The sequence below is a fragment of the Alkalihalobacterium sp. APHAB7 genome, from assembly GCF_048323755.1.
Taxonomy (GTDB): Bacteria; Bacillota; Bacilli; order Bacillales; family Bacillaceae_F; genus Alkalihalobacterium.
On the sequence record NZ_JBLWFS010000001.1, the window covers coordinates 15534 to 32238 of the forward strand.

The following is a 16705-nucleotide window of genomic DNA, read 5'->3' on the forward strand; positions in this document are numbered from 1 at the left end:
AAAACCACATGCAGTATCAAGGTGGTGAATTTGACGTTATCGTAATTGGTGCAGGCCATGCGGGCTGTGAAGCCGGACTTGCAGCCGCTCGAATGGGAGCTCAGACGTTAATGTTAACTTTAAATTTAGATGCAGTTGCGTATATGCCGTGTAACCCTTCAGTAGGAGGACCAGCCAAGGGAATTGTCGTCCGTGAAATTGATGCCTTAGGTGGTGAAATGGGACGAAACATTGATAAGACCCATATTCAAATGCGCATGCTGAACACAGGAAAAGGTCCTGCAGTTCGTGCATTACGAGCACAAGCTGATAAGTTTATGTATCAGCATGAGTTAAAAAATACTATCGAAGAAGAAGAAAACTTATTACTTCGTCAAGGCATGGTCGACCGCTTAATTGTAGAAGATGGAGTATGTAAAGGTGTTATTACAAATACAGGTGCAGAGTACCGTTCAAAAGCAGTAATTATTACAACGGGAACCTACTTAAGAGGGAAAATCATTCTTGGTGATTTAGCCTACGAAAGTGGTCCAAATAACATGCAGCCATCTGTAAAGCTCTCGTATCACCTTCAAGAATTAGGGTTTGAAATGGTTCGCTTTAAAACAGGAACACCGCCTCGTGTGAATAGCAGTACGATTGATTATTCCAAAACAGAAATTCAACCAGGTGATGATGTTCCACGAGCTTTCTCATATGAAACAACAAAATACATTACCGATCAACTACCATGTTGGTTAACATATACGAGCGAAGAAACACATCATATTATTAATGATAACTTACATCGTTCACCTATGTATTCAGGTGTCATTGAAGGAACAGGACCTAGATATTGCCCGTCCATTGAGGATAAAGTGGTGCGATTTAATGATAAACCACGTCATCAAATCTTCTTAGAACCTGAAGGAAAAAACACAAAGGAAGTATATGTACAAGGATTTTCAACGAGCTTACCAGAAGAAATTCAGTTGAAGATGCTAAAAACGATCCCTGGACTTGAAAACGTAAGAATGATGCGCCCTGGATATGCAATCGAGTATGATGCAATTGTTCCGACTCAATTATGGCCAACCCTTGAAACGAAAAAAATATCGGGGTTATTTACAGCTGGTCAAATCAATGGAACATCCGGATATGAAGAGGCTGCAGGTCAAGGTCTAATTGCAGGAATTAATGGGGCGAGATATTCCCAGGGAAAAGATGGGTTGATTCTCGATCGCTCACAAGCTTACATCGGTGTGTTAATTGATGACTTAGTAACAAAAGGTACAAATGAGCCATACCGTTTACTGACTTCACGTGCAGAGCACCGCTTACTGCTGCGCCATGACAATGCTGATTTAAGACTTACGGAAATTGGCTATGACATTGGATTAATTCGAGAAGAGCGATACGAACGATTTAAAGAAAAAAGGCAACTTATCGAAGAAGAAAAACAGAGATTAGAAGAAGTGATGATTAAGCCAAATGAAGATGTTCAAGCATTATTAGTCGATGCACAGTCATCTCCATTACATGAGGCCGTCCGTGCAGTGCACTTATTAAAAAGACCTGAAATTAAATATTCACTAATTGAAAAGATGGTCCCTGCAGATAAAGAGATATCTGACGATGTAGCAGAACAAGTTGAAATTCAAGTGAAATATGAAGGCTATATCCAAAAACAATTACAACAAGTAGAGCGAGCATTGAAAATGGAAGATAAAAAAATCCCGGAAAATCTCGATTATCATGCCATTTCAGGGTTGGCGACAGAAGCGAAGCAAAAGTTAAGTCAAGTTCGTCCGTTATCCGTCGGTCAAGCTTCACGTGTATCAGGTGTTAATCCAGCTGATATTTCCATCTTGCTTGTTTACTTAGAGCAAGGAAAATTAGCAAAAGTAAAACCATCCTAATTGTATTTTGGAGGACCTATGAGTAAAGAACAATTTCAGCACATGTTAGAGGAGAAGGGAATTTCTCTTTCGCCGGCACAACTTGAACAATTTGATCAGTATTTCCACACATTAGTCGAGTGGAATGAAAAAATGAACTTGACGGCAATAACAGAAGAGAATGAAGTGTACTTAAAGCACTTTTTTGATTCGATTTCTGCAGCTTTTTATTTTGACTTTTCGAAACCATTTAAAATCATTGATGTTGGAGCAGGGGCAGGATTTCCTAGCATTCCATTAAAAATCTGCTTCCCGCATCTTCATGTGAGCATTGTTGATTCATTAAATAAGCGCATTGGGTTTTTAAATCACTTAGCCGATACGCTGAACTTAGATAATGTGTCTTTTTTCCACGACCGCGCTGAATTATTTGGAAAAAATAAAGAGCATCGTGAAAAGTACGATATTGTAATGGCGAGAGCAGTAGCAAGAATGCCTGTACTTTCAGAACTTTGTCTTCCTTTAGTCAAGGTGAATGGGACATTTATTGCAATGAAAGGTGCAGGAGCAAGTGATGAGTTGCAAGAGGGAAAAAAAGCAATCTCATTACTTGGCGGAAAGCTAGTGAAAGATGAGCGTTTCATTCTGCCCATCGAGGAAAGTGAACGCCATATAATAATAGTAGAAAAAATAAAAACAACACCAAATAAGTATCCAAGAAAGCCAGGCACACCTAATAAACAACCGTTAGTATAAGCAAGGTCAAAAGAGAAGCGAAGAGCTGTGGGAAGAAAAAGAAAAAATGGCACAGCTCTTTTCTTTTTAGATACATGACTAGTTCAATCTAATAGAAATGTTATAATGAATGTAGAAAAGTTGATTCGATATTCGTGCGAATTTTTAACAAGCTACAATTGATATTTTTGTAAGACGATCGACCTAGAAATTCAAATGGTAATATTTTACAAACGAATATATAATACTACTGCTTTATAAGGTATTTTCATAGACTGAAATAAATTGTTTCACGTGAAACAATTAATCTAGCAAGAAATACTTGACGTGAAGCTTAAAACCAAGATATAAAAGACTTATAGATATAAGCAGGAATATTGTATGATCTTATCGAAATAAATACTATAATAGACGGTATTATTCAGAAGGTGGTGTAAGGCGATGAAACAGCCGTTTTCACGCCTATTCGGCTTCGGAGAGAGAAATGAAGAAGAAGTGGAAACAGGTGAAAAAAAAGAAAATGAAGCAAATGAGGAAAGAGAAGAAGTAAAACAAATTCCTATTCATGAAATTGTTCCAAATCGGTTCCAACCACGTACTGTTTTTGATAATGAGAGAATTGAGGAATTAGCGCAAACAATTAAAACACATGGTGTCATTCAACCCATTGTCGTTAGAAAACGAGAAGGGCAATATGAATTAATTGCTGGAGAACGACGTTGGAGAGCGGTCACGAGTCTAGGGTGGGAGAAGATCCCAGCTATTATTAAAGAATTCAATGATTCACAAACAGCGTCTGTTGCGTTAATCGAAAATCTACAACGTGAAGGTTTAACAGCTATTGAAGAAGCTATTGCCTATGCAAAGCTACTTGAGTTACACGGACTAACGCAAGAAAGCCTAGCACAAAGATTAGGAAAAGGACAATCTACGATTGCAAATAAATTACGACTGCTTCATTTACCGCAGTCTGTTCAAGATGCAATTTTAGAGAGAAATATAACAGAGCGTCACGCAAGAGCATTAATCTCATTAAAAAATGCGGAGTGGCAAGAACAGATTTTAGAAGAGATTATTGAAAAAGGCTTGAATGTTAAGCAAACGGAAGAACGGGTTAAAGCAAAATTAGAAGCTAGCGAAAATCCTAAGAAGAAAAAGCCGAAACATAAATTGTATTCAAAAGACATGCGAATTGCGATGAATACAATTCGCCAATCTGTGGATATGGTTATGAAAACAGGATTAGACGTCGATACAGCAGAAGAAGAAAATGATGAATTCTACCAATTTACGATACGGATCCCTAAGAAATAATCTATCTCAATGATAGGTTATTTTTTTAGATTAGAAGGATGTCCAGCTGCAGGAGTCATTGGCTCGAGGTCGCTTCGATCCATCAAAAGTGACCAAAAAGCAGGTCACTTATTGCTGGCTCTCCAGCGCTTGTCGCCAATAAGCAGACGCCTTCCGCTTTCCTATGTCTAGCTGCAGCACCCAGCGTCTAGTAGACTTCGCGTCCCCTCCTTACGATAAGTCAACATCAGCTCGTTAGCACTCACTGTGTTTCCTATATTTCATACGGGCGAGCTCCAGTCTTTACGCCGCTGAACGAGTGCTTCCGCCTTTCATGTCCAGCTGCAGGCGTCATTGGCTCGAGATCGCTTCGATCCATCAAATGTGACCAAAAAGCAGGTCACTTATTGCTGGCTCTCCAGCACTTGTCGCCAATAAGCAGACGCCTTCCGCTTTTCTATGTCTAGCTGCAGCACCCAGCGTCTAGTAGACTTCGCGTCCCCTCCTTACGATAAGTCAACATCAGCTCGTTAGTACTCACTGTGTTTCCTATATCTCATACGGGCGAGCTCCAGTCTTTACGCCGCTGAACGGGTGCTTCCGCCTTTCTACCATATAGGAGAATTGAAGGAAAAAAGTAAAAATTTTAAATTAAAGAAAACAATAAAAACATTTCATGATAAAATAAAATATGTAAGGTGTTTTAGAGAAGAAAGAAGGTGTCAGGATGGGGAAGATCATTGCGGTGGCCAACCAGAAAGGTGGGGTTGGAAAAACCACAACGGCCGTGAATTTAAGCGCATGTTTAGCATATATCGGGAAGAAAGTTTTACTTGTAGACATCGATCCTCAAGGTAATGCTACGAGTGGTGCCGGGGTAGAAAAAGGAGATGTCGATCAATGTGTTTACGATATTTTAGTTGAAGATGTTCCTGCTAATGAAGTGATTAAAGTAACCAATGTAGAAAACCTACATATTATTCCTTCAACCATACAGTTATCTGGTGCAGAAATTGAACTAGTTCCAACGATTTCCAGGGAAGTCCGTTTAAAGCGAGCTTTAAACGCAGTAGCTGCGGAATACGATTATATGATCATTGATTGTCCACCATCACTTGGCTTATTAACAATAAATGCATTAACTGCAGCTGACTCTGTACTAATCCCAGTTCAATGTGAGTATTATGCGTTAGAAGGATTAAGTCAATTATTAAATACAGTAAGACTCGTTCAAAAACATTTAAATACAGAATTAGAAATAGAAGGTGTCTTATTAACGATGTTAGACGCTAGAACAAATCTTGGAATCCAAGTCATTGATGAAGTAAAAAAATACTTCCGTGAGAAAGTTTTTCAAACGATTATCCCACGAAATGTTCGACTTGGGGAGGCACCTAGTCATGGACAACCTATCATTATATACGATCCAAAATCGAGAGGTGCCGAAGTCTATTTAGAATTAGCAAAGGAAGTGGTAGCTGATGGCCAAAGGGTTAGGTAAGGGGCTTCAAGCTTTTTTTCCCGAAGCAGCTAATGAAAAAGAAGAAAAGGTTCAAGAAATAAAGGTAAGAGATTTACGGCCGAATCCATATCAGCCACGTAAAACCTTTTCACAAAAATCAATTGACGAATTGAAAGAATCGATCCAAAATCACGGGATCCTTCAACCGCTAATTGCTAGAAAAAGCATAAAAGGATATGAAATTGTTGTCGGTGAAAGACGATATCGTGCTGCGATGGAAGTAGGACTTGAGACGGTGCCAGTCGTTATAAGAGAATTATCAGAAGAGAAGATGATGGAGATAGCTCTTATTGAAAATTTACAGCGGGAGGATTTAAATCCAATTGAAGAAGCGATTGCTTATGAGAAGTTAATGCAACATATGCAAGTGACACAAGAGCAGTTAGCGATTCGATTAGGTAAAAGTCGTCCGCATGTAGCTAATCACCTTCGTCTCCTACAACTGCCAAATGTCGTACAACAATTCATTCAAGACGGAAAATTGTCAATGGGACATGGTCGTGCCTTGTTAGGGTTAAAAGATAAAAGCACACTATCACGGCTTTTAGAAAAAGTATTGCAGGAAAAGTTAAGTGTACGTGAGTTAGAAAAGCTCGTCCAAAGAATTAACGAAAATGTTTCACGTGAAACAAAGAAGGAAAAAGACACAAAGTCACCATTCTTAAAGTCAAAAGAAGAATCACTTCGAAATTTCTTTGGTACATCGGTAACAATAAAAAAAGGCAAGCGAAAAGGAAAAATCGAAATTGATTTTTTCTCAGAAGACGATTTAGAACGGATATTAGTTTTATTAGATAGAGAAACTGAATAATAGATAGTGGGAGAGTCATCATCTATTGATGGCTTTTCTTTGTCTTTTTAAAACTGATATGGTAAGTAATAGGTGGTAGAAAAAACAATAACTAAATACATATAGGTGAACGTCATATTTATTAAAGTATATAGTAAGTAGGTGAAAATTATGAATTATATTTATTTTGATCAGGCAGCCTCATCTTTTCCAAAACCGGATAAAGTCGGACAAGCTGTTTTAGAGGCTATTACCGACTATGGTGCGAATCCAGGAAGGGGAGGGCATTCATTAGCCGTACGTGCCAATGATGTTATTTTTACGGCCCGAAAGAAATTAGCGGCTATGTTTGGAGAGAGAAATCCAGCGAATGTCTGTTTTTACTTAAATGCAACACAAGCTTTAAATCAGGCCATTCAAGGTGTTTCATTTGAAGAAGGGGACCACGTGATCTCGACTAGTTTTGAGCATAACTCGGTTCGACGTCCGTTAGAGATGCTTAAAGAAACGAAAGGAATTGTTACTTCCTATTTACAGTTAGATGGAAGTGATAGTTCAATGTTAGAATTATTGGAAAATAATATCAACAATAGAACAAAAGCGATAGTGGTTAGTCATGGCTCAAATGTGACTGGAACTATACTGCCAATTAAAGAATTTGGAAAAATAGCAAGTGAACGAAATCTTTTATTTATTGTTGACGCTTCGCAAACAGCAGGTGTACTTCCAATCGATATGAAAGAAATGAATATCGATTTGTTAGCATTTCCAGGCCATAAAGGATTAATGGGACCTCAAGGGACAGGGGTCCTTATTATTAGAGATCATGTCAACTTACTTCCACTAATTTACGGTGGAACAGGAAGCCATTCTGAAGAAATTGGTCAACCACTAAAAAGACCTGAGCGTTATGAAAGCGGAACGTTAAACACTCCTGGAATTGCAGGGCTTTTAGCTGGAGTAGAGGAAATTAATTCAGTTGGACTTGAACATATATACGAACATGAAGCAAAACTAACGACCTATTGTTTAGAAAAATTAACTAAAATTGAAGGTATCCGTATTATAGGTCCGGAGGTAAGTACTCCAAGGTTAGCTGTTATTTCATTTACCATTGAGGGCATTGATGTTCATGAAGTAGCAATGATCCTTGATCAACATTATCAAATTGGGGTCCGTTCTGGGTTGCATTGTTCACCACTTGCTCATTCATTAATGGGTACTGGTGAAGTAGGGGCAATTCGTGTTAGTTTTGGGCTTTATAACACAATAGAAGAAATTGATCGATTTATAGAAGCTGTTAAAGAGATAAAATCGTTCTTTTAAAAAGATAGCTATGTTAAAAAATACTCGTTAACAGCGCTAAAAAGATAAGAAAGAACAAAAATAGAGGGTGGAGAAACGATGGTTTTATTAGGAACAATCGTCAATGGTTTGGCAATTATATTTGGAGCACTTCTAGGATCACTAATTAAAAATATTCCAGAGAAGGTTAAATCAACTGTCATGCAAGCTATATCATTAGCTGTTATTGTTTTAGGAGTTGGTATGGGACTAAAAAGTGATCAGTTTTTAATTGTTATTGGAAGTTTAGTTGTAGGGGGACTACTCGGAGAACGCTGGGATTTAGAAGATAAGCTCAATCGTTTAGGTAAGTGGTTAGAAAATAAAGTAGGGGCCAAAGAAAATGGAGGAATAGCCAAAGGGTTTGTTACCACAACTTTAATCTATGTAGTAGGAGCTATGGCCATCATCGGCGCATTAGATAGTGGGCTACGCGGGGATCATTCTGTTTTATATACAAAGGCAATGCTCGATGGCTTTTCTGCAATAATTTTTACTTCCGCTCTAGGTATAGGAGTTATATTTTCTGCTATCCCTGTTATGCTATATCAAGGAGGAATTGCCTTATTTGCAACACAAATCGATCGCTTCATTCCTAGTGAGTTAATGGATACTTTTATTGTGGAAATGACAGCGACGGGTGGAATTATGATTATAGCTATTGGCTTAAATATACTCGGTTTAACTCAAATTCGTGTCGCTAATTTGCTGCCTTCCATATTAGTTACAGCTATATTAGTGACTTGCGTCTATTATTGGAACTCGATTATTGCATTTTTCTCATTTTTTGGCTAACGGTTCAAAGGCAAATAGAAACAATCTTTGAGAGAAGAAGTTTGTGTAAATAGAAGAAACTCATCTATTACAGATGAGTTTCTTTTCGTTCTCGGAGAAAAATACTAGGTTTTAATGTTTGTAGTAGACTTGATTTTTGCTCGGTCCGTTCTGAGAGAGTATGATCAGTTAAGTGTAAGCTAGAAGCAACAAGATTGGCCATTTTCATTACGGTATGCAGTCGTGTGTTTTGAAGGACAAAGTATTCCATCATTCCCCCGACATTAACAATACCGGTAATATGAATATTTCCAACTTCCGGTAACTTCTTATTTACAGCAGCTCCTGGTTTGACAGGTCCCTTTGCAACAGTAATATGGCCGACACTCGTTAACCGTCCAAGACAAGCATCGATACCAATGATATAAGGATTTCTATGATTCTGGTCGATTTCTGCTAGTTTTTCTTCCAAATTAACAGCATGGACAGGGTATTCGAGAGTTCCGTACACCGTAAACTTTGATAGTCGTTTTTCTGATAGCTTCGTACCAATTAAAGGTCCTAAAGAATCTCCTGTCGAACGATCTGTACCTATGCAAACAATGACAAGCTCACGATGAGAATGTGGGCTTAATAGTTCAGCTAGTTGCTCTGAAATCGAATTTCTTGCATTCGGCTCATCCATATGAAAACGAGAAGGAGGAGCTTTTTTAGGGAAAATATTTCGATTAAGAATCATATATCTCTCTCCTTTGCAATAGTAGTAACAGTATACGGATATTTTTTCCTTTCTATACATAAAGAGAGAAGAAAAGGTAGTAAAGATATAGAGGCTTGGAAACTATCCTTTCTGTTTTGTTAAAAGTACAAGCATTGGAAGGAGAGACATTGCATTGGTAACGAATGGATTAAAATGGTTATTTTTAATTATTGGAACAATGATAGGAGCAGGATATGCTTCAGGAAGAGAACTATGGGAATTTTTTGGGAGTGAAAGTGGACTAGCAATTATATTATTTGCCATTTTGTTTATTGTGAGCTGTACGGTTATTTTAAAGATTAGCTACAAGTCTCAATCTTCACACTACATTCCAGTATTACAAACGCTGATGGGAAAACAGTTTACTAAAGTATATGATGTAATGATTGTCCTTTATTTGTTTTCTACAACGGTTATTATGCTTGCAGGTGGGGGAGCTACATTAGAAGTCATTCATTTACCGTATTGGTTTGGAATTGGTATTATTTGTGGTTTGTTAATTTTACTGTTCGTCTGGGATACAAAAGGAATGACTTCAATGAATGCATTTGTTATTCCAATCTTAATCATTTGTTTATTAACGGTATTATTTGCTTTTCAATATATGAAAGGCTTCCCAATTGAAATGTCACTCAGTGAACAAAGAAATTGGCCAGCAGCATTAACGTTTACGGCTTTAAACATATTACCTCTTATTGCGGTTTTGTCAGCGATCGGAAGAGAAATTAAACATGAGGGAGAAATTTGGATTGCTAGTATTGGCAGTGGGGTGATACTAGGAAGTATCTCATTTTTATATAATGAGTCGTTGCTTCAGGTAGCTGGAGAAATCATCCTTTACGAAATTCCGCTTTTTGCTATTCTAAAGCATTATCCTTATTTCATGGTGTTACTGATGTCAGGGTTACTATGGATTGCTATTTATACAACAGCTGCTGCAGGCGTTTTTGGATTAGTATCAAGGTTTAGAGAGTATGTAAATTTACCGATTTGGCTTCTTGCACTACTACTCTTAATGACAATGGTTCCACTTACGACGTTTGGCTTCTCAACCCTTATTTCAATTTTATATCCTTTGTATGGAATATTAAATTTATATGTTTTAGCATCGATCCTCCTTTATCCTATTTTAAGAAAAGGAACATTTAGCAAATAATTAACAAACATTATTCCTTCTTTCCATTAAAGTAGTGTATAATAACGTAAAAATGGACGAACGTCTCTTAGGAGGAGTCGATTCATGAGCGAAAAACAGTTTGAAATCAATGATGTTGTAGAGATGAAGAAAGCACATCCATGTGGAGAAAATCGTTGGAAAATCATTCGCATGGGAATGGATATCCGTATAAAATGCCAAGGTTGTAACCATAGTGTCATGTTACCGCGGAAAGAATTCACCCGAAAACTAAAAAAGATCATTGAAAAAGGCCAACAATGATTAGAGGACAGGAAGTTGACGATCTGTAAATTGTAGAACTCTTGCTTGATGAGACCGACAATGATTTCGTAATTGTCTACACACGAGGGGCTGCCAATTGTCAGCTTCTTGTTTTTTTATGGAACTATCTCTATAATTGTGAAGGGTATAAGATGTAAAAATAATGGCGAAAATATGCAATTTTTTCACTTTATTAAGACTACCTTAATAGTGGAGTAAAGTATAAGAAAAGACATCGCTTTTGCCATCACTGGCGATAAGTCGTGTTTTTCTAAAATCTAAAGGAAGTGATGACCGATGGCTTTAACAGCTGGTATTGTCGGTTTACCGAATGTTGGTAAATCAACACTATTTAATGCAATAACACAAGCAGGAGCAGAATCAGCGAATTACCCTTTCTGTACGATTGATCCCAATGTTGGAATGGTTGAAGTACCAGATGTTCGTCTTGACCGATTAACAGAGCTTGTCCAACCAAAGAAGACAGTCGCAACAACGTTTGAATTTACAGATATTGCAGGGATTGTTGAAGGAGCAAGTAAAGGTGAAGGGTTAGGAAATAAATTTTTATCTCATATTCGTCAAGTTGATGCGATTTGTCACGTTGTCCGTTGCTTTGAAGATGAGAACATAACTCACGTAGCAGGACGAGTAAACCCTATTAATGATATTGAAGTCATCAATTTAGAATTGATTTTAGCAGATTTAGAATCAGTTGATAAACGAATTGATCGCGTAGGTAAAATGGCGAGACAAAAAGATAAAGAAGCGATGTTAGAGCATGAGGCACTAGTAAAGCTGAAAGAAGCATTTGAAAATGAAAAGCCAGCTCGATCTGTAGAGCTTACAGAAGCTGAAGAAAAGGTAGTTTATGGACTTCATTTATTAACGATGAAGCCTGTATTATATGTTGCTAATGTAAGTGAAGAAGATTTACTTGGTGGCGATAACGAGTATGTCAAAATGGTAAAAGAGTTTGCTGCTAATGAAAACTCACAAGTAATTGTAGTTTGTGCAAAAATCGAATCGGAAATAGCTGAGCTAGACGGTGATGAAAAAGCGATGTTCCTAGAAGAGTTAGGCATTGAGGAATCTGGTTTAGATCAGTTAATTCGTGCATCATATCACCTTCTTGGCCTTCGTACCTACTTCACAGCTGGAGTTCAAGAAGTTCGTGCATGGACGATTAAACAAGGAATGAAAGCACCACAAGCAGCTGGAGTGATTCATTCAGACTTTGAACGTGGATTTATTCGTGCCGAAATAGTTGCTTACAATGACCTTGTTGAAGCGGGTTCTATGACAGTAGCTAAGGAAAAAGGGAAAGTTCGTTTAGAAGGAAAAGAGTATATTGTCGAAGATGGCGATGTCATTCATTTCCGTTTTAATGTTTAATTTTATAAAGTAAGTATTCAAAAAGGAGGACAAAAAGGGCCGAGAAGATCGAGAAAGCGTAGCCTCCGAGCACCACAGCGTATGTAGTTAATACGTGAGGAGCGTAGGAGCAAGCTGACGAGCTACCACAGGATGTGGTGACTTCGACGTTCTCACAGGACGTGAGGGCTCTTAGTCGAAGTTCATCTAACGACAGCTATTTTTCCCGGACTTTTTGAATATCCGCTTAAAAGCTTGTATAGTACAAGCTACTCTGGTATAATGATTCAATGTGAGTAAATGACATTAGTTTTTTGCTCCTTGCTCCACAAAGATGGAGCCGTTAGACCAAAAGGAGGTGACGAGGAATGCGTAAATACGAAATCATGTACATTATTGCGCCAAACCTTGATGAAGCTGCTACAAAGGAGCTTGTTGAGCGTTTCAATGGTGTATTAACTACTAATGGTGCTGAGATCGAGAAGGTTGAAGAAAAAGGTAAGCGTCGTTTAGCTTACGAAATCAATGACTTCCGCGAAGGTTATTATGTTTTAATTAACGTAATGGCTAATCCAGAAGCAATTGCTGAATTCAACCGTCTTGTTAAGATCAACGAGAACATCATTCGTTTACTAATCGTTAAAGACGAACAATAATAGACGAACAATAAAATAAAAGTTCATGAGGAGACTTTGAACTTTTACTAGAAGAAGTGAAATATTGGGAGGGGTTCTGATGATTAACCGTGTCGTCCTTGTCGGACGTCTAACAAAAGACCCAGAGTTACGTTATACTCCAAATGGTGTAGCAGTAGCCAACTTTACTCTTGCTGTAAATCGACCGTTTTCGAACCAGCAAGGTGATCGAGAAGCTGACTTTATTAACTGTATCATCTGGAGAAAGCCTGCTGAAAATGTAGCCAACTACTTGAAAAAAGGTAGCCTTGCTGGTGTAGAAGGCCGTATTCAGACACGTAGCTATGATAATAATGAAGGTCGCCGAGTTTATGTGACAGAAGTTGTAGCTGATAGCGTACAATTTCTTGAGCCAAAAGGTTCAGGCGGTGGTGGCGGCGGCGGTTCTCAAGGCGGAAACGACTTTTATAGCCGTGGACCAGCACCAACTGGCCAAGGAGGATACGGTCAACAGAATCCTAATCGTAACCAATCTCGATTGGACGAGGATCCGTTTGCATCAGATGGCAGCAACATCGACATTTCTGACGATGATCTTCCATTCTAATCGTAAACGAAACTCCCGATGACTAGACAAAATGGGATAGTATATATAAAAATTTAAAAAGAAGGAGGAATTACAATGGCTCGTAGAGGACGTGGACCAAAACGCCGTAAAGTTTGTTACTTTACAGTAAATAAAATCGAGAAAATCGATTACAAAGATACAGATCTTTTGAAGAAGTTCATCTCTGAGCGTGGTAAAATCTTACCTCGTCGTGTAACTGGTACTTCTGCAAAATACCAACGTCAATTAACTACTGCAATCAAGCGTGCTCGTCAAATCGCTTTATTACCGTACGTTAATGAAGTTAACTAATTAACTTAAAAGGCATGATAGAGATCACTCTCTGTCGTGCCTTTTCTTATTCTTTGGTTGTATAAAAGCCTATTGTTGATGATTGAGGTGAATAGGAATGGAATTTATTTTACCTTATTGGGACAAAACACCTGATTTAATTACTGTATATCTTGAAACAGGAAATAGTTACAGTGCTTCGCTCACAGATATAGGAGAGATAATAAATGGACAAACAAACCATTTTTATATCTCATTAGAATAAAACGATCTTTCACTTTCTTTATCTTTAATCGAAACTAAGGTAAAATAGATGAGATGAAAAGAGAGGTGAAAATGTGAAGAAAACAAAAGCCTTAACAGAAGGAGCATTACTAGCAGCTCTGTTCGGGATTGGTGTTATAGCAACCATTTTTATTCCGTTTGTTTCCATGGTGTTAATTTGGTTTATGCCTGTTCCATTTATCATTTATGTCCTTCGACATGGTTTAAAACCGGGTATTTTATTTTGGACAGTAACGTTATTTATAACATTTATTATAGCTGGATTACCTGGGCTTCCTATTCCGTTATTGTTTGGTTTAGGTGGTTTAGTAGTAGGTGAATTGTACCGAAGAAATAAGTCTGGATTAGCAGTGTTACTAGGCGGCAGTTTAACGTATATTGTTAGTATTATCGTCCTTTTCATTATGAGTATTGCCTTGTTAGGAATACATCCATTACATACGACTCAAGAATTAATGCGTCAATCGATCGAAACTGCCGAAAGCATGTTAGCAGGTATTGGCCAAGACCCTGGAGAACAATTAGAAGCATTCCAAGATTTAATCGATATGCTTGGTCAATTAGGTCCATTATTAATTATATTAATGGGAGTAACGACAGCTTTACTAACACAACTATTTTCAAGAATCATTGTGAAACGATTTTATCCAAAGGTTCCATCTCTTCCACCGTTCAAAGAGTGGACATTTCCAAAGTCGTTTTTATGGTATTATTTAATTGTATCGATTCTTGTTTTAATTGGAGTACCTGAAACTTCATTTATCTACACTGTACTAATAAATCTGTTTCCTTTACTTACATTTGTTATGACCATTCAAGGGTTATCTTTTATTTTTCATTATTGTTATGTAAAAGGTGTACCGAAAGTGGTCCCTATTTTAATTACTGTGTTTACCCTGCTCTTACCGATGTTTCTAGTGATGGTAAGAATATTAGGTATCATTGATTTAGGATTTGAATTACGGAAACGAGTAAAAAAGTAAGGGTTAGGAATATAAAGTAGGAGTTGACAATATGCCTAAGTTCTTGATGAAACGGTGGCATGGTTATCACGTAGTTTCCTTGTTTACTGTAGCATTGCTTTTTATTGGAATATTAACATACTATCAATGGCAACTTGGGATCATTGGCTTCTTTATGTTAGGTGTTTTACTTATTTATACGATTCAAGCGAGAATCTCTTTTGAAAAGCAACTTGAAGAGTACATCTCAACGCTTTCGTATCGAATTAATAAAGCAGGGGAAGAGGCAGTTGTAAACTTGCCAGTAGGAATATTACTTTATAATGAGGAACGCGTCGTGCAATGGGTCAATCCGTACATAAGTCACGTATTCGGGGATACCTTCATTGGAAAGTCACTAGAAGACCTTTCTGAACACCTTCTATCGATTATTGAAGAGGAAAAGGAAGATGGTCTGATTTCACTTAAAGAACATTTTTTTCGTGTTGAATATAAAAAAGATGAACGGCTGCTTTATTTCTTTGATGTAACTGAAACCGTACAAACGAAAGAGATGTACGAAGAAGATCAAACGGTTACTGGGCTCATCTATTTAGATAATTATGATGAAGTTACTCAAGGTATGGATGATCAAGTCCGAAGCAAATTGTCGAGTCAAGTAACGGCTACATTAAACAAATGGGCAAGTGAATACGAAATTTTACTTCGACGAACAGGGTCTGATCGATTTTTAGCCATTTTTAACAAACAATCGCTAAGTTTAATTGAAAAGACCAAGTTTGGAATTCTCGATGAAATAAGAGAAGTCACAGGAAAAGAAAAAATTCCAATTACTTTAAGTATAGGAATTGGTAGTGGTAATGGCACGATCCGAGAACTTGGTGCTCTTGCTCAATCTAGTTTAGATTTAGCACTCGGTCGGGGCGGGGATCAAGTAGCCATTAAAGAAAAGAACGGTAAAGTTCATTTCTATGGTGGAAAGTCAAATGCAATGGAGAAACGTACCCGTGTTAGAGCTCGAGTGATCTCTCATGCTTTACGAGATTTTGTTGTAGAGAGTTCTAAAGTTATTATAATGGGACATAAAAACCCGGATATGGATGCTATTGGAGCTGCCATTGGCGTTTTAAAAATTGCTGAAGTCAATGGAAAAGATGGTTACATCGTCTTAGACAGGGATGAAATCCACTCAGATGTACAAAAGTTAATGGAAGAAATTGAAAATCATGATCACCTTTGGTCGCATTTCATTACACGAGAAGAAGCTGTCGAAATGGCAAATGACAAAACACTTCTAGTTATTGTTGATACTCACCGACCATCGCTCGTTATCGAGCCTAAACTTCTAAATCGTGTGGACCGAGTGATTGTCCTCGATCATCACAGGCGGGGTGAAGAGTTTGTCACGGACCCGGTTTTAGTGTATATGGAACCATATGCTTCTTCGACATCCGAATTAGTTACAGAGTTACTAGAATATCAACCAAAGAAACTGAAAATGGATATTCTCGAAGCGACAGCTTTATTAGCCGGGATTATCGTTGATACAAAGAGCTTTGCTGTCAGAACAGGCTCACGTACATTCGATGCAGCTTCTTTCTTAAGAAGAAATGGAGCCGATACCGTACTCGTTCAGAGGTTACTTAAAGAAGATATGGATCAATACGTACGACGAGCAAAGTTAATTGAGTCGGCAATTATTTACCAAGATGAAATAGCGATTGCAAAGGCGTCTGAAGATGAGGTGTATAGCCAAGTCTTAATTGCTCAAGCGGCAGATACTCTTTTAACGATGGATGGTATTACAGCCGCATTTGTTATTTCAAAGCGTCAAGATGGACGAATTGGGATCAGTGCTCGTTCATTGGGAGAATTAAATGTCCAGATCATCATGGAGCAATTAAAAGGTGGTGGGCATCTAACGAATGCAGCTACACAGTTAGATCATACATCATTAGATGAAGCTGAAGATTTGTTAAGAGCTGTAATAGACGAATATTTAAAAGGGGGAAGTTAAC

At 37.8% G+C, this 16705-nt stretch carries 17 protein-coding genes; 16 read left to right on the plus strand and 1 reads right to left on the minus strand.

The features are described from left to right. The first annotated feature begins 8 nt into the window (after positions 1-8). From mnmG to ACNSTQ_RS00100, 7 genes are all read left to right on the plus strand, one after another. Entirely contained in the window at positions 9-1898 is a 1890-nt protein-coding gene (gene mnmG, locus ACNSTQ_RS00070) for a tRNA uridine-5-carboxymethylaminomethyl(34) synthesis enzyme MnmG (protein WP_418197827.1), read from the plus strand. An 18-nt stretch (positions 1899-1916) separates the two neighbouring features. Then, entirely contained in the window at positions 1917-2633 is a 717-nt protein-coding gene (rsmG, locus tag ACNSTQ_RS00075; RefSeq protein ID WP_418197828.1) for a 16S rRNA (guanine(527)-N(7))-methyltransferase RsmG, read from the plus strand. 420 nt (positions 2634-3053) lie between these two features. After that, entirely contained in the window at positions 3054-3926 is an 873-nt protein-coding gene (gene noc / locus ACNSTQ_RS00080; RefSeq protein ID WP_418197829.1) for a nucleoid occlusion protein, read from the plus strand. 706 nt (positions 3927-4632) lie between these two features. Then, the gene (locus ACNSTQ_RS00085; protein ID WP_418197830.1) at positions 4633-5406 is read left to right on the plus strand and encodes a ParA family protein; all 774 of its coding nucleotides are present in this window, start codon (positions 4633-4635) and stop codon (positions 5404-5406) included. Further along, on the plus strand, positions 5387-6238 hold the full coding sequence (locus tag ACNSTQ_RS00090) for a ParB/RepB/Spo0J family partition protein (protein WP_418197831.1): 852 nt from the start codon (positions 5387-5389) through the stop codon (positions 6236-6238). Before ACNSTQ_RS00085 ends, ACNSTQ_RS00090 begins: the two co-directional genes overlap by 20 nt. A gap of 150 nt (positions 6239-6388) precedes the next feature. Continuing rightward, complete coding sequence (locus ACNSTQ_RS00095; protein WP_418197832.1) at positions 6389-7543, plus strand: aminotransferase class V-fold PLP-dependent enzyme; 1155 nt, start codon at positions 6389-6391, stop codon at positions 7541-7543. A gap of 78 nt (positions 7544-7621) precedes the next feature. Further along, a complete protein-coding gene (locus tag ACNSTQ_RS00100; protein ID WP_418197833.1) occupies positions 7622-8356 on the plus strand; it encodes a DUF554 domain-containing protein in 735 nt (244 codons plus the stop codon). 67 nt (positions 8357-8423) lie between these two features. On the opposite strand, the gene yyaC is transcribed toward ACNSTQ_RS00100, so the two are convergent. Then, a complete protein-coding gene (gene yyaC / locus ACNSTQ_RS00105; protein ID WP_418197834.1) occupies positions 8424-9074 on the minus strand; it encodes a spore protease YyaC in 651 nt (216 codons plus the stop codon). A gap of 154 nt (positions 9075-9228) precedes the next feature. Between yyaC and ACNSTQ_RS00110 the strand changes: the two genes are divergently transcribed. The 9 genes from ACNSTQ_RS00110 (at position 9229) to ACNSTQ_RS00150 (ending at position 16704) form a co-directional block, all read left to right on the plus strand. Beyond that, complete coding sequence (locus ACNSTQ_RS00110) at positions 9229-10251, plus strand: hypothetical protein (protein ID WP_418197835.1); 1023 nt, start codon at positions 9229-9231, stop codon at positions 10249-10251. An 84-nt stretch (positions 10252-10335) separates the two neighbouring features. Beyond that, the gene (locus ACNSTQ_RS00115; protein ID WP_418197836.1) at positions 10336-10533 is read left to right on the plus strand and encodes a DUF951 domain-containing protein; all 198 of its coding nucleotides are present in this window, start codon (positions 10336-10338) and stop codon (positions 10531-10533) included. Between the two features lie 297 nt (positions 10534-10830). Beyond that, complete coding sequence (gene ychF, locus ACNSTQ_RS00120) at positions 10831-11928, plus strand: redox-regulated ATPase YchF (protein ID WP_418197837.1); 1098 nt, start codon at positions 10831-10833, stop codon at positions 11926-11928. 347 nt (positions 11929-12275) lie between these two features. Further along, positions 12276-12563, plus strand: coding sequence for a 30S ribosomal protein S6 (gene rpsF / locus ACNSTQ_RS00125; RefSeq protein ID WP_275118759.1), 288 nt, complete (start codon positions 12276-12278; stop codon positions 12561-12563). 79 nt (positions 12564-12642) lie between these two features. Next, positions 12643-13149: a single-stranded DNA-binding protein gene (ssb, locus tag ACNSTQ_RS00130; protein WP_418197838.1), complete on the plus strand. Its 507-nt coding sequence runs from the start codon at positions 12643-12645 to the stop codon at positions 13147-13149. A gap of 75 nt (positions 13150-13224) precedes the next feature. After that, positions 13225-13461: a 30S ribosomal protein S18 gene (gene rpsR / locus ACNSTQ_RS00135; protein ID WP_209125205.1), complete on the plus strand. Its 237-nt coding sequence runs from the start codon at positions 13225-13227 to the stop codon at positions 13459-13461. A 97-nt stretch (positions 13462-13558) separates the two neighbouring features. Continuing rightward, positions 13559-13705: a hypothetical protein gene (locus ACNSTQ_RS00140; RefSeq protein WP_418197839.1), complete on the plus strand. Its 147-nt coding sequence runs from the start codon at positions 13559-13561 to the stop codon at positions 13703-13705. Positions 13706-13778: 73 nt separating this feature from the next. After that, positions 13779-14708: a YybS family protein gene (locus ACNSTQ_RS00145; protein WP_418197840.1), complete on the plus strand. Its 930-nt coding sequence runs from the start codon at positions 13779-13781 to the stop codon at positions 14706-14708. 31 nt (positions 14709-14739) lie between these two features. After that, complete coding sequence (locus ACNSTQ_RS00150) at positions 14740-16704, plus strand: DHH family phosphoesterase (RefSeq protein ID WP_418197841.1); 1965 nt, start codon at positions 14740-14742, stop codon at positions 16702-16704. Position 16705: the final 1 nt, after the last annotated feature.